11 protein-coding genes and 9 tRNA genes are annotated in these 12,394 nt (G+C 46.3%); 2 read left to right on the forward strand and 18 right to left on the reverse strand.

Translation table 11 applies throughout. The features are described 5' to 3' along the window. The first annotated feature begins 126 nt into the window (after nt 1–126). Complete coding sequence (gene spoVB, locus J7E78_RS01155; RefSeq protein ID WP_215074548.1) at nt 127–1,761, forward strand: stage V sporulation protein B; 1,635 nt, start codon at nt 127–129, stop codon at nt 1,759–1,761. 3 nt (nt 1,762–1,764) lie between these two features. On the opposite strand, the gene J7E78_RS01160 is transcribed toward spoVB, so the two are convergent. After that, entirely contained in the window at nt 1,765–2,478 is a 714-nt protein-coding gene (locus J7E78_RS01160) for a DUF421 domain-containing protein (RefSeq protein WP_215074565.1), read from the reverse strand. A gap of 228 nt (nt 2,479–2,706) precedes the next feature. On the opposite strand from J7E78_RS01160, the gene J7E78_RS01165 reads away from it, so the two are divergent. Continuing rightward, nucleotides 2,707–3,099, forward strand: a complete 393-nt coding sequence (locus tag J7E78_RS01165; RefSeq protein WP_017686772.1) for a TIGR04086 family membrane protein — start codon at nt 2,707–2,709, stop codon at nt 3,097–3,099. A 127-nt stretch (nt 3,100–3,226) separates the two neighbouring features. Here the strand turns inward: J7E78_RS01165 and yajC are convergent, their stop codons facing one another. The 17 genes from yajC to J7E78_RS01250 form a co-directional block, all read right to left on the reverse strand. Further along, nucleotides 3,227–3,541 (reverse strand): preprotein translocase subunit YajC, encoded by a 315-nt coding sequence (gene yajC, locus J7E78_RS01170; protein ID WP_215074549.1) that lies wholly within the window; start codon nt 3,539–3,541, stop codon nt 3,227–3,229. A 67-nt stretch (nt 3,542–3,608) separates the two neighbouring features. Further along, nucleotides 3,609–4,745 carry a tRNA guanosine(34) transglycosylase Tgt gene (tgt, locus tag J7E78_RS01175; protein WP_036616872.1) on the reverse strand — a complete coding sequence of 379 codons (1,137 nt, stop codon included), beginning with the start codon at nt 4,743–4,745 and terminating at the stop codon, nt 3,609–3,611. A gap of 35 nt (nt 4,746–4,780) precedes the next feature. Then, nucleotides 4,781–5,809, reverse strand: a complete 1,029-nt coding sequence (gene queA / locus J7E78_RS01180) for a tRNA preQ1(34) S-adenosylmethionine ribosyltransferase-isomerase QueA (RefSeq protein ID WP_215074550.1) — start codon at nt 5,807–5,809, stop codon at nt 4,781–4,783. A gap of 6 nt (nt 5,810–5,815) precedes the next feature. Next, nucleotides 5,816–7,903, reverse strand: a complete 2,088-nt coding sequence (locus tag J7E78_RS01185; RefSeq protein WP_215074551.1) for a SpoIID/LytB domain-containing protein — start codon at nt 7,901–7,903, stop codon at nt 5,816–5,818. 106 nt (nt 7,904–8,009) lie between these two features. Further along, on the reverse strand, nt 8,010–9,020 hold the full coding sequence (gene ruvB, locus J7E78_RS01190) for a Holliday junction branch migration DNA helicase RuvB (RefSeq protein WP_017686767.1): 1,011 nt from the start codon (nt 9,018–9,020) through the stop codon (nt 8,010–8,012). Nucleotides 9,021–9,075: 55 nt separating this feature from the next. After that, nucleotides 9,076–9,690: a Holliday junction branch migration protein RuvA gene (gene ruvA, locus J7E78_RS01195; protein WP_215074552.1), complete on the reverse strand. Its 615-nt coding sequence runs from the start codon at nt 9,688–9,690 to the stop codon at nt 9,076–9,078. Continuing rightward, nucleotides 9,687–10,190 (reverse strand): crossover junction endodeoxyribonuclease RuvC, encoded by a 504-nt coding sequence (ruvC, locus tag J7E78_RS01200; protein WP_017686765.1) that lies wholly within the window; start codon nt 10,188–10,190, stop codon nt 9,687–9,689. The genes ruvA and ruvC overlap by 4 nt, the downstream gene beginning before the upstream one ends. Nucleotides 10,191–10,497: 307 nt before the next feature. After that, on the reverse strand, nt 10,498–11,190 hold the full coding sequence (locus J7E78_RS29780) for a BofC C-terminal domain-containing protein (protein ID WP_215074553.1): 693 nt from the start codon (nt 11,188–11,190) through the stop codon (nt 10,498–10,500). Nucleotides 11,191–11,392: 202 nt separating this feature from the next. Further along, nucleotides 11,393–11,466 (reverse strand) — tRNA-Pro (locus J7E78_RS01210). A gap of 7 nt (nt 11,467–11,473) precedes the next feature. Next, nucleotides 11,474–11,552, reverse strand: a tRNA-Leu gene (locus J7E78_RS01215). 16 nt (nt 11,553–11,568) lie between these two features. Then, nucleotides 11,569–11,645, reverse strand: a tRNA-Arg gene (locus J7E78_RS01220). Nucleotides 11,646–11,651: 6 nt separating this feature from the next. Next, nucleotides 11,652–11,726 (reverse strand) — tRNA-Gly (locus tag J7E78_RS01225). 137 nt (nt 11,727–11,863) lie between these two features. Next, nucleotides 11,864–11,941: transfer RNA gene (locus J7E78_RS01230), tRNA-Asp, on the reverse strand. A 27-nt stretch (nt 11,942–11,968) separates the two neighbouring features. Continuing rightward, nucleotides 11,969–12,042 (reverse strand) — tRNA-Met (locus tag J7E78_RS01235). Nucleotides 12,043–12,059: 17 nt separating this feature from the next. Then, nucleotides 12,060–12,135, reverse strand: a tRNA-Val gene (locus J7E78_RS01240). 6 nt (nt 12,136–12,141) lie between these two features. After that, nucleotides 12,142–12,213: transfer RNA gene (locus J7E78_RS01245), tRNA-Glu, on the reverse strand. Nucleotides 12,214–12,217: 4 nt separating this feature from the next. Further along, nucleotides 12,218–12,293 (reverse strand) — tRNA-Asn (locus J7E78_RS01250). Between the last annotated feature and the right edge of the window lie 101 nt (nt 12,294–12,394).

A 12,394-nucleotide genomic window follows, 5' to 3' on the forward strand; every position in this document is an offset into this window, starting at 1 on the left:
GGTTCTTTTTGTTAATCGTGTCCAAGTTGTCATGAGAAGATAAAGGACTGGCATAGGATGAAGAACAACGGCTTTGTCCCGTTTATGTTGATAACCTGTACTTTCAACCGGGAAAGAGGGGTAGTCTTGAAGAAACAGACATTTATCCAGGGGGCCATGATCCTGCTCGCGGCAGGCATAATTAATCGAATACTTGGTTTCATTCCGCGCATTGCGCTGCCACGTGTCATTGGTGCAGAAGGTGTTGGCATCTACCAATTGAGCTATCCCTTTTTTATCGTACTGGTGACATTAATTACGGGTGGTATTCCGCTCGCCGTAGCCAAGCTCGTAGCCGAAGCTGATACCGGTGCCAATCGTTATTCCCCCCAGCGAATCCTGCAAGTAAGCTTAAGCTTTACGTTGACCCTGGGTGTTGTATTCATGTTTTTGTGCATCCTATTTGCACCCTGGGTTACCAAGTACGTGCTCACAGATGAGCGGGTGTACCATACGTTCGTTAGTATGAGCCCCATGATTGCCATTATCGCCGTATCTGCTGTCTACAGAGGGTATTTCCAAGGTAAGCAAAACATGATGCCTACTGCCATTTCATCCATTGTTGAAACCATCATTCGTATCGTCTGTGTCATTTGGTTTGCCTGGCTTCTCCTTCCCCACGGTATTGCACAAGCTGCGGCTGGTGCCATGCTGGGCGCACTCGTTGGAGAATTCGGCGGTATGCTTGTACTCTTGTGGAAGTATAACAGCCAGAAGAAAGAGTTACCGCTCGCTAATCAACAGAACATGTCCAATCTCACAACCAAACCTTCATCCAAGCCTTTAAATCCAATGCCCTCAGTTCTGAAAGAGACGGGTACTCCACAGCCCGGATTAATCCGGCGTTTGCTTGCAATCTCTATTCCTGTTACAGCAGGACGATTGGTTGGCTCCTTATCCTATCTGGCCGAAACTATTGTTACTGCCCAGAGTCTGGCTCTGGCAGGCATATCCAAAGGGCTCGCTACAGCACAATATGGTGCATTACAAGGTATGATTATTCCTCTGCTGCTGCTGCCGGGGGCACTAACCTCATCGCTCGCGACATCACTTGTTCCTTCACTGTCTGAAGCTTCTGCTCAAGGAGATCGGGCACTGATTCACAAAAGAATGCATCAGGCATTACGCTTGGCACTTGTGACGGGTGCTCCGTTTTCTGTGTTTATGTATGTGCTTGCCGAACCGATGTGCCTTGTTCTGTATAATGATGCATCGATCGGAAGCATGCTGAAACTAATGGCTCCTTTTGCTTTGTTCATTTATATTCAAGCTCCTCTTCAAGCTGCCTTGCAAGCCCTCGACCGTCCGGGTAAAGCATTGCTAAATACGTTCATCGGTGCTGTTATCAAGATCACGTTGATTTTAACACTTGCTTCCCGGCCTGAATATGGCATCTTCGGTGCAGTCATCGCCATCTGTGTGAATTCTACGGTAGTTACCCTGTTACATGCCCAAAGCGTACGTAGCCTGCTACAGTTCCGCTTCAAAATTATGGATTGGATCAAAACGGGGGCAGGAATGTTTATCATGGGAGCAGCGACCCTAATCGTATACGAAGAGACTGCCATGATATTGCCTTTTTGGGTCAGGATGCTTCTCGCTCCTTTTGTCGGGCTTATCGTGTATTTCATCGTCATGGGCTGGACCAAAATGATTGACTTTCATGATCTGTCCCGTGCTCCTTTGATTGGTTCATGGTTCAAGCGCCGATCAGGCAAATGATATTCATTTTTTATCATCTTTTGGACTTACATACACTTTGCCATTATGGTCGATGGAGCATATAAATACATCTTTGAACTCCTGAATTCCATTATGCTGAATCTGATTTTTCAGCCAAAATCTCGTTTTCTGGATGATCTCCAGATTCTGATCCTGGACCCTGCCGTCCATAATTAAGGGTAGTGGCAGACCTTCATATTTGATATTTGGAAATCCGTCAATCTGATTTTTTCCTGTTTTGGATTTACTGGAAGAAGACTCTTCTGAGTCAGAACTGGAAGAATTGCTGTCGTTAGAAGCATTCTCATCCTTGGGAAAAACGGTAAGTTTGCCTGTGGTCTCCAAAATAGCAAAATCAACCTCACCGATACTGTCTACATTTTGTTCACGGAGTTGTTGTAATAGATCATCCAGGTTATATCTTTGCTTCCGCATTTCATTCCGGTGAAGGACGCCTTTGGAGATCAAAACAGTAGGTTTGCCATCAATCATCAGGCGAAGACGCCGACTTTTAAGACCAATAAAGGCCATCCCAATCTGTACTATGATGAGAGTCAACATGGGCACAATGCCATGATACAGGGGTTTATCTATATCTGCAATGACAAAGGCAGCCATCTCTGCGAGCATAATTGACACGACCAGATCAAACATGGATAGCTTACCGATCTCACGTTTACCCATAACTCTCATTGCACAGTACACCAGAAAGTACATGAGAATGGTTCGAAAGATATGTGATCCGACATCTGGGAAGTTCACAACAGGGGTCCTCCTTCGAAACTGAGTTTTTAACAGTTTGCTGGGTAGTGCAATCCCTATTTTGACCTGAACCTTACATGCTCATGCAGAAATAATCCGTTCATTTAATGGAAAACAGTTCATAAGTCCGAAGGCTTGACCATACACTGTATTAACTTATAACTTGTACAAGGGGGTTGCTTCATGCAATTGATCCGCCGCTTGGTTTCGTTTCGAGTGTCCAATCCGATTCTGTCAGGCCTCTGTCAGGCTTTTGTATGGATGTTTATCGGGGCATTAATTCTCTCCTTGTTTCTCTGGATGAGCGGAATGCGGGAACAGGACCTCTCGCTCTATACCTATGTTGTTCATGGCTTGTCGTTATTGGTTGGTGGTTTTGTCGCAGGCAAACGCTCTGGTGAAAAAGGATGGTACTACGGAGGGATTACCGGAATTGTATATGGGCTCCTTGTGCTGTTGATTGGATTTCTCGCGCTGGATGCTTCGTTTAATTGGAAGGATAGTTTACAACTGCTTAGCGCGTTCTTCATTTCAGCTCTCGGTGGCATGTTCGGTGTGAATACGCACCGCTCCTAGCTGACTGGTAAAGAACATCGACCTTCCCCCGTAAAACAAAAAAAGAGAACCGGGTCTCCAAGGAGATCCGGTTCTCTACTAGGGAATACGCCACAAAACGCACCCTCGTTATTCTATGTTACAGTAACTATTCAACAGCCTTATCACGAGCTACAGCCGTGCTGATTGCATTACGGTCAAACGTAAGCTTAGTTACATCGTTTACACGCAATACAACCACATCGTCCGTAATCTCAGCGATCGTACCGTGAAGGCCACCAATCGTTACAATTTTATCGCCCTTTTTCAATTGGCTCAGCATGGAATTCCGTTGCTTTTGCTTTTTGTTCTGTGGACGAATCATCAAGAAGTAGAAAATTGCAACCATGAGTACCAAAGGTACAATCAAAGATACAATGCCTCCGCCTGCATTGGCAGTTGTTGCTGTTAATCCTTGGAACATTCAAACTCCCCCTTATCGACTATACGTACAGTTGCTGCTAGTTACATCGGTTCCGCAAAAACCTCTATCAGAAACCTTTGTCATTGTCATGAAGACCATATTGATCGAAAAATTCATCCCGGAAATCAAGCAAACGATCTTCCATAATGGCTTTACGTACATTACGCATCAAATTCTGCAAGAAATGAAGATTATGGATTGTCGTCAAACGCAGGCCAAATGTTTCATCTGCTTTGATCAAATGACGCAGGTAAGCTCTGGAATAGTTGCGGCAAGTGTAGCAATCACATTCAGGATCTAGTGGTCCAAAATCAGTTGCAAACTTGGCATTGCGAACTACCAGTCGTCCTTGACTGGTCATTGTTGTTCCGTTACGGGCAATCCGAGTTGGCAGAACACAATCGAACATGTCCACTCCACGAATTGATCCCTCAATCAACGCATCGGGCGAACCTACCCCCATCAAATAACGTGGTTTATTAGACGGCAACAAAGGTAACGTATAATCCAATACACCATACATCAAATGTTTCGGTTCTCCAACACTCAGTCCACCAATAGCATACCCCGGGAAATCCATGGAAGTCAAATCTGCGGCGCTCTGACGGCGAAGATCTTCATGCATGCCTCCCTGTACGATGGCAAACAGACCTTGGTCATGCGGACGAGCGTGACTTTCGAGACAACGTTCTGCCCAGCGGCTTGTTCTTTCGAGTGATTTTTTGACATATTCATATTCAGCCGGATACGGTGGGCATTCGTCAAACGCCATCATAATATCGGAGCCAAGTGCATTCTGGATTTCCATCGCCACTTCAGGAGAAAGGAACTTCTTGTCTCCATTCAGATGAGAACGGAAGTTAACGCCTTCTTCCGTAATTTTGCGCATCTCGCTGAGAGAAAACACTTGGAATCCACCGCTGTCCGTCAGGATTGGACGATCCCAGTTCATGAATTTGTGCAATCCGCCAGCTTCACGGATGATTTCATGTCCTGGTCTCAGAAACAGGTGATAGGTATTACTTAAAATAATCTGAGCATCCATTTCTTTCAACTCTTCAGGGCTCATTGTTTTGACAGTCGCTTGTGTACCTACAGGCATAAAGGTTGGTGTCTCAATAATACCGTGAGGTGTATGTACACGTCCCAGACGTGCACCGGATTGTTTGCAAGTTTTGATATGTTCATACGTAATTGCTGCCATTGGTTTTAATCATCCTCTAAAAGTTAATCGTTATACTAATATATCAACATAGCATCGCCGAAGCTGAAGAACCGGTATTTCTCTTGGATGGCTTCCTCATATGCCTGCATAATATGTTCCCTGCCTGCTAGTGCACTAACCAACATAACCAACGTGGATTTCGGGAGATGAAAATTCGTAAGCATCCCATCGATCACTTTGAAGGAATAGCCTGGATAGATGAAAATACTGGTCCATCCGCTGCTCGCTTGCAGTATTCCATTTTCAAATTTGCTGCCTACCGTTTCCAAAGTCCGGCAGCTCGTTGTCCCAACCGCAAAAACACGGTGTCCGTTCTCTTTGGTCTGGTTAATCAGATCTGCCGTTTCTTGTGACAAGGAGTAATACTCCTCATGCATGACATGATCTTCAACAACGTCAACCGACATTGGTCTGAATGTTCCCAGTCCTACATGAAGCGTGATGAAGGCGACATTAACGCCCTTGGCACGAATCTGGTCCAGCAACTCATCCGTAAAATGTAATCCTGCTGTAGGTGCAGCCGCTGATCCTTCATGCTTGGCATACACGGTCTGGTACCGTTCACGGTCATCCAATGTCTCCTTGATATAAGGTGGCAACGGCATCTCACCCAGACGGTCCAGAATCTCCTGAAAGATTCCATTATACGTAAACGTAAGTGTACGCGCCCCCATCTCGCCCTCTTCTTCAATGATTGCCTTGAGTTCATCACCAAATACGATGACCGAACCGGCTTTCAACTTTTTCCCCGGCTTAACCAGTGCTTCCCACTTGTCGCCTTCCACATTTTTGAGCAATAAGACTTCCGCTTTTGCTCCGGTATCTTCTTTTGTACCGAACAGACGGGCTGGTAGAACACGTGTATCATTCAGAATCAATGTATCGCCGGGATTCAGAAAATCGATAATATCAGGAAACGTTTGATGATTAATCTCACCACTATCTTTGTTCAAGGTAAGCAAACGAGATGCCGTGCGATCAAGCAACGGCGTCTGTGCTATCAATTGCTCTGGTAATTCAAAATCATATAAGTTCACATTCATTTAGTTTCATTCCTTAACAATAGTCGCATTTTGATAATAGTGTTTCAATATTGCCTGGTAATCATACCCTTCATCTGCCATGCCTTTGGCTCCCCATTGGGACAAGCCCAATCCGTGGCCATTGCCCTGACCGATGAACATGAAGGTCTGACCCTGCGTCACCGCTCTCGCTTGACCATCACTACTCATAACTACAAGTGCATTACCGGATGATGTTCCTGCGCCAGAAGAAGACAATACAGAGGCACCATTTGAGCCGGTTTTACTGGCTGTTTTGCCGTCAGCGCCTAATACAGTATAACTTCCGGTCCCTGCAATATCAAATAAAGTGCTCGGTAATCCACCGAGCGCAGAGCGGTATGTATCGGCATATTTCACCGTCATAGCCTGTCCATTGGCAGTGACTTCAAGTGCTCTTCCGGAAGGTCCACGCTTGGTCACTTCCAAGGTTGAGATTGAAGCAGGAACAGACGCTGTTGTTTTACCCTGAAGGGATTTAACCAACTGGGCAGACGTGAACGGTCCTCTCACCCAAGCATAATCATTGGATTGAGCCACTTTTGCCAGCACAACAGCTTCGTTGCCTGGATTCATTTTTGCTACAGGTTCAACGGTGGATTGAATTAACGGAACGGGACGCACATTGGTATTCTGAGCCGTTACCGTCACTTTTGCCAGTCCTGCATTGGTCTTGGTCGTTAATTCTTTGATGTTGTCCTCACGAATGTACCCGCTAACGCCGGTACCCAGCAGCACATGGTACCACGTATGTAATCCTGCCTGGGCTGATGTATCTCCTGAGCTAACCACATTGGTGAACACACCTGCTCCGCCGTTCCATACCTCAGAAGGATGAGCCGTCTGGCCGCCAGCATTGGAGGAGAATACAGCTTCGATGATTTTCCCACCGCTCTTGACCACTTCTCCAGCAGTTGCATCCACTGCACTGGTTACTTTATCGTTCTCCGAACCAATCCCGTTATAGGCTTGGCTGAGAGTTGTATCCACGACATTTGCAATTTTGAAACGATCACCCTGTTGAAGCGCGTAGGATCGAGCAGCTACGGCTTGAACTTTCAGAGCTTCAGCAGGCCAGGAGGAATACACCTCTGCCCCTACGACAGAGTACAGGTATTGCTCCAGTGGAACGACGTTGACCAACGCCAGATCACCGCTCACGATGCTGATTTCCATATCTCCACGATACGTTCGCTGGGAACGTTCCACTACTTTGATCCCACTGCCATTCCCTTGTACCAATGCTTTAGATTCAGTACCTGCAATGGTGTAATGCGGAGCTGTTTTGAGTGCATCCATACTTAATCCTGCATCCTGGCGGATGATGAGCCCTGCACTATTGTTGACAGGTGAAAGGCTTAACCCCGGAGCTTTGGCTTCCACACTGTTCTTCAATGCGGTTAATTCCACATCCGTTGAAGCTTCACCCACCCATACCGCATATGCTTGACTTCCCCCACTCAGTTGAAGGACTGGATAGACACTACTAACTCCTGTTGATAAAAGATTGGCTTGTGCTGCTTCTGCTTCCTGAATCGAACCATAGGTTCCAGCAGACAGGCGTTTACTTCCCGTTACAGCTGGCTTCTGACCAGCCAATTGAGCAGCTGCTACCTTTTGTACTCGTGTAACAGCTTGTCCTGCCAGTCCCCCCGTTGCATAGTTACCTGTGTAGAGCTGGTAGAGGGCATTTCCATTCACAGACGTTGTGAACAGTAATGGCTTATCTGCGGTTGCCTGCAACAATTTTGCTGCTGCGGATGCTGTCTTAAAGTCTGCTGTTTCCAACACCTTCACTCGGAATCCATCTGCACTGAAACGGACTTGCCCTGCCGGAAGGCTTAAATTTGCGCCACTCTCCGATTGGATGCTCCATTGTCCGGTCGATTCAAGCGTAATGAGTGGTGTAGTTGATTTATACGTACTGCCCAGATTCGCAAACATGGCTACCCGGATCGTCTGTCCATCATTTCCGGCTGCATATGCAGGCACTTGCAGACAACCCACTGTCAAAAGAGCTGCCGCCAGTACCTTCAATCGACGACTCCACTTCTTCGTTCGTATTGCTTTTCCCACAATCAGACTCCTCTCCATGCATTTCTTTCATTTTATATCGGGTTAACACGTGATTATTTCAATGTTTATGGTGAATGTTCAAATCGTGAATGTTCAATAGACTCATTTATTTTCCGTCTCTTGGTGGTACAGGCAGGCCCAAGTGATGATAGGCGAGATCTGTTACGATCCTGCCCCTTGGTGTACGCTGAATCATACCAATCTGAAGCAGATACGGTTCATAAACATCCTCGATCGTCTGACTTTCTTCACCAATCGTAGCAGCAATGGTATCCAACCCTACCGGACCTCCCCGGAAGCTGTTGATCATCGATTTGAGCATCTTGTGATCAATATCGTCCAGTCCACGCGGATCAATCTGGAGACGTTGCAGCGCTTCTTCCGCCAGTGTCTGCGTTATAATCCCATCACCACGTACCTGTGCAAAGTCACGTACTCGTTTTAACAAACGGTTGGCGATCCTCGGTGTCCCACGTGAGCGCAATGCAATCTCTTCCGCAGCATCTCCCACAATCTCCACACCCAAAATTTCGGTAGAGCGTGAGACGATGTAAGCCAGCTCATCCACCGTATAGAATTCCAAGCGACTGATAACACCAAATCGGTCTCGAAGTGGCGCAGACAGCAAGCCAGCGCGCGTTGTAGCACCAATCAGAGTGAATGGTGGCAGATCCAGCCGAACGGAACGTGCACTTGGACCTTTACCAATCATAATATCCAATGCCGAATCTTCCATAGCAGGGTACATGACTTCTTCAACCGTACGATGCAAACGATGAATCTCATCAATAAACAAGACATCGCCTTCCTGCAGATTGGTTAACAATGCTGCAAGATCACCCGGGCGTTCAATAGCTGGGCCTGACGTAGTTCGTAAGTTAACGCCCAGTTCGTTGGCAATAATATTGGCAAGTGTTGTTTTACCAAGTCCAGGTGGTCCATATAACAAAACGTGATCCAATGCCTCATTACGAAACTTGGCAGCTTCAATATATATCTTTAAATTTTCCTTCACCTGATTCTGCCCGATATATTCATTCAGATACCGGGGACGAAGACTCAACTCAACATTTTGGTCCTCCATCATCAGGTTCGCAGAAATAATCCGATCATCCATGTTCATCCCTACCTTTTTTTGCAGGCTACAGCTATATTATAATATGCAAATTGTATTATCCCGTAAACAGCATTTGCAGTGCCTTTTTCATCAACACATCAACGGAATCTGCTGTAGTAACATCCTTTTTCAATTTGAGCCATACTTTATCAAGCTCACTGTCAGTATACCCAAGTGCCTTGAGACCTTCACGTGCCTCATCCCAGGCTGAACCACTTCCCGACTCTTCCGATGGAGGAGCGAACAAACCTGTTGCATACGTTGCCGCGCCAAAACTATCCAGCTTATCCTTGAGATCCAGAATCATGCGTTGTGCAGTCTTCTTGCCGATGCCTGGCAATTTGGTCAAGAACGTAAGATTCTCCTGATAAATCGCCGTAACCACATGTTCTGGTGTACCTCCAGCGAGTATGCCCAGTGCCACTTTTGGACCAATACCGGATACTTCAATCAGTTTACGGAACAAACGCTGTTCATCCCTTGTAACAAATCCAAACAGCAACATCGCATCCTCACGCACATGATGGTGCGTGTACACAATAATTTCGCCTTCTTGCTTCGCAAACGCAAATGGATTTGGACAGAATACGCGATAACCCACACCATGAACATCCAGCACAATATAATCATTCTCTACATGAATGAACTGTCCTCTTAGAAAATCAATCATTTTCGCAATACCTCATTCAACTTGGAATTTAATGTATAAGAGTGTGCGTGGCACACGGCTACAGCCAATGCATCCGCTACGTCATCCGGCTTAGGAACGACCTGAAGACGCAAGAACATTTTGACCATCTCCTGTACTTGCTTCTTCTCCGCTTTACCGTACCCCACAACAGCCTGCTTGATCTGCATTGGCGTATATTCTGCAATAGGCAAACCCTTCTGTGCGGCAGCGAGTACCATGACGCCTCTAGCCTGACTAACAGACATCGCTGTTGTAACGTTCCGATTGAAAAAAAGTTTCTCCAGCGCTACTGCGTCCGGTTTGTATTTATCAATCAATTGCACCATACCTTCATATACGTGAAGCAACCGTTCCTCTTCAGGGGTATGAGCTTCCGTCTGTATACATCCATATTGTACGGGTACTACCTTACTGCCGATTTTATCCACAAAACCAAAACCAACAATCGCAATCCCCGGGTCAATTCCCAAAAAACGCAAAACCATCTCTCCCTCACAAAAGCGAACATATGTATCGTTCATTTCATTATAACAAAAGATAGACCCTGCGGCAGGAAAAACTTTGTCTAACTGATTACTCGTCTTTATCCGTGAATTTTTTACATGTTTATCGTATTTTCATGTATTTCAGTTCAAACGACAAAAAGGACATCTCTTCGATGTCCTTCACCACATTCCACGTATTTTAGATTCTATCGCTTGGTTACGTAAACCACCAATGTTATTGCTATTGCCACCATCGTTTCAGTAATCCACAATCTTAATACAATAGGTGAGAACGTTTGGATTACCCGCCATTACGGATTAAATGATGGTCTTCATCCACAGCATAGTCGCTGAACGTAGAGATCACGCTATCATACTCATCCTTGTCCTGAATCCGAATACCCTGCTGCAGTTGCTCCAGCACCCCTTCAGGCAAAGAACTCTCCAACGTCCCAACATCCAATTGAAAGAACGTACGAATAATCTTCTCTTCTGCAGGCTTACCTTCGTACAAATTAAGGTTCCCTACAGCATCTATGCTGATATACGCCTGCTGTTTACAGAGCGGTGAAAGGTCATCTACACGTTGCTTCAAATGTAACTCATCTGATGTTCCAACGGTAGCATCCCATTCCGGATGTTGAGTCAGCAGCATCTTCAACTGCGGTCTAGCCATCTTACCTAACTGCTCTGTCTCCACTCCGCAGATGTAATGTGTTTCCAAAACCACACTTGTTAAATGATCCGGATCAAAATCAAGTTGCTCTACTAACGCCTGAATCTCCTGTTCAGATCTTGTTTCCTGCGTAACAGGGCCCATCACACTGGTTGCCTTACTAAAATTAGTTGTCAGCAAACGCTCTATCGCTGATGAGATAGACAACCCACTGTAAGCCAATATCGTAACTGCAAGCAGAGCCGCCGTCATCCATACTGTTCGTTTCCACTGTCGCCAGCGTCTCTTGAATTGTTTTCTGAAGTTAAACGTGTTCACATGAACCCCTTCTATCACTTTTTAAACCTATTGTGACCTAAAGAACGAGGCTTTATGCACAACTAACTTGTCATCTGAAGAAGGAACACGCATGTGTTAGGTTAGAGAACTTGTCATAGTGAATACGGGAACCTGCAGTTATAGAATCATATATAGATAAACATAAAAAACACTATCTATAATTAGATAATGTTTTTAGAGATCGGGATGACACGATTTGAACATGCGACCCCCTGGTCCCAAACCAGGTGCTCTACCAAGCTGAGCTACATCCCGTTATATATACCGGCGAGAGGACTCGAACCTCCACGGTTTCCCACTCGATTTTGAGTCGAGCGCGTCTGCCATTCCGCCACGCCGGCGAATTTGAAGTTATAATGGCGCGCCCTGAGAGATTCGAACTCCCGGCCTTTTGATTCGTAGTCAAACGCTCTATCCAGCTGAGCTAAGGGCGCAAATATTGGAGCGGAAGACGGGAATCGAACCCGCGACCCTCGCCTTGGCAAGGCGATGCTCTACCGCTGAGCCACTTCCGCATACGGTATTATTAATATAAAAATGGCGGAACCGACGGGATACTCTCACTTCATTCGAGACTGCGAAGCTTATGCTCTCGAAGTGAATGCTCCGACGAACCCAAAAACGGATTCTCATCCCTGAAGCATATACAAGATGGCGGAACCGACGGGATTCGAACCCGCGATCTCCTGCGTGACAGGCAGGCATGTTAGGCCAACTACACCACGGTTCCAGATCACTTTCTCAAAGGAAAGTATAATTGCGGGGGCAGGATTTGAACCTGCGGCCTTCGGGTTATGAGCCCGACGAGCTACCGGGCTGCTCCACCCCGCGTCGTTATAAAAGTTATATGGTGGAGGCTGAGGGGATCGAACCCCCGACCCTCTGCTTGTAAGGCAGATGCTCTCCCAGCTGAGCTAAGCCTCCATATTATGACCCGTAGGGGATTCGAACCCCTGTTACCTCCGTGAAAGGGAGGTGTCTTAACCCCTTGACCAACGGGCCTTAATGGCTCCCCGAACAGGGCTCGAACCTGTGACAACTCGATTAACAGTCGAGTGCTCTACCAACTGAGCTATCAGGGAATAATATGCATTTGCAGGGCAAATGCAATTCATCGTACAACGTCCACATGCAGAGCCTGTTTTCTATGTATGATGAAAGATTCGCTTGGCGGCGTCCTACT

The organism is Paenibacillus polymyxa (assembly GCF_018614975.1).
Classification (GTDB): Bacteria; Bacillota; Bacilli; order Paenibacillales; family Paenibacillaceae; genus Paenibacillus; species Paenibacillus polymyxa_E.

Excerpts from the sequence above, each read along its gene's own strand:
- J7E78_RS01160 (WP_215074565.1), bottom strand. The coding sequence starts at position 2,478 with ATGTACTTTCTGGTGTACTGTGCAATGAGAGTTATGGGTAAACGTGAG.
- J7E78_RS01165 (WP_017686772.1), top strand. The coding sequence starts at position 2,707 with ATGCAATTGATCCGCCGCTTGGTTTCGTTTCGAGTGTCCAATCCGATT.
- yajC (WP_215074549.1), bottom strand. The coding sequence starts at position 3,541 with ATGTTCCAAGGATTAACAGCAACAACTGCCAATGCAGGCGGAGGCATT.
- tgt (WP_036616872.1), bottom strand. The coding sequence starts at position 4,745 with ATGGCAGCAATTACGTATGAACATATCAAAACTTGCAAACAATCCGGT.
- queA (WP_215074550.1), bottom strand. The coding sequence starts at position 5,809 with ATGAATGTGAACTTATATGATTTTGAATTACCAGAGCAATTGATAGCA.
- ruvB (WP_017686767.1), bottom strand. The coding sequence starts at position 9,020 with ATGGATGATCGGATTATTTCTGCGAACCTGATGATGGAGGACCAAAAT.
- ruvA (WP_215074552.1), bottom strand. The coding sequence starts at position 9,690 with ATGATTGATTTTCTAAGAGGACAGTTCATTCATGTAGAGAATGATTAT.